Here is a 523-nt window from a genome sequence, read left to right on the forward strand (position 1 = left end):
TATAAATACCTTGTAACAGCCAAAGAAAATCCGCCTTTGATAGGAGTTCTAGGATAAAGAATTATTAGTGGTGTTCTCTKTTGAATAGACATCATTACTTTCTCTTCATCAAATAATATAGGTCCAAGTAAATTAAGTTCTATATTAAGTTCAAATTTATCAACTACTTTTTTTATCTCTTTATATAAATTAACTGCCCAATCTATATTTTTTACTTTGTTTACAACCAAATAAAGTTTCTCTGTAATTTTATTAGAACATATCATTTTTATAAGTCTATACAAATCGGTAAGAGATGTTATTTCAGGATTAGCAACTAAAATAATATCATCAGAAATCTCATAAAACTTTAACATAGATTGAGTAATTCCTGCAGCGTAATCTATAATAACATAATCATATTCTTCAGATAAATCTTTTAAATCATTAGCAAGTTTTGACAAATAAAAATCACTCTCAAACTGAAGAAGTTTTTGTATATTAACTCCCGCACTAATAACATCTATATTAAAAGGACTATTCA

The 523-nt window shown here is 25.9% G+C and carries 1 pseudogene; it reads right to left on the minus strand.

Annotation, left to right across the window (positions count from 1 at the left end):
- A pseudogene (locus tag GQX97_RS14560) lies at window positions 1-523 on the minus strand (MinD/ParA family protein); the annotation flags it as partial.

This window comes from Brachyspira sp. SAP_772 (assembly GCF_009755885.1).
Classification (GTDB): domain Bacteria; phylum Spirochaetota; class Brachyspiria; order Brachyspirales; family Brachyspiraceae; genus Brachyspira.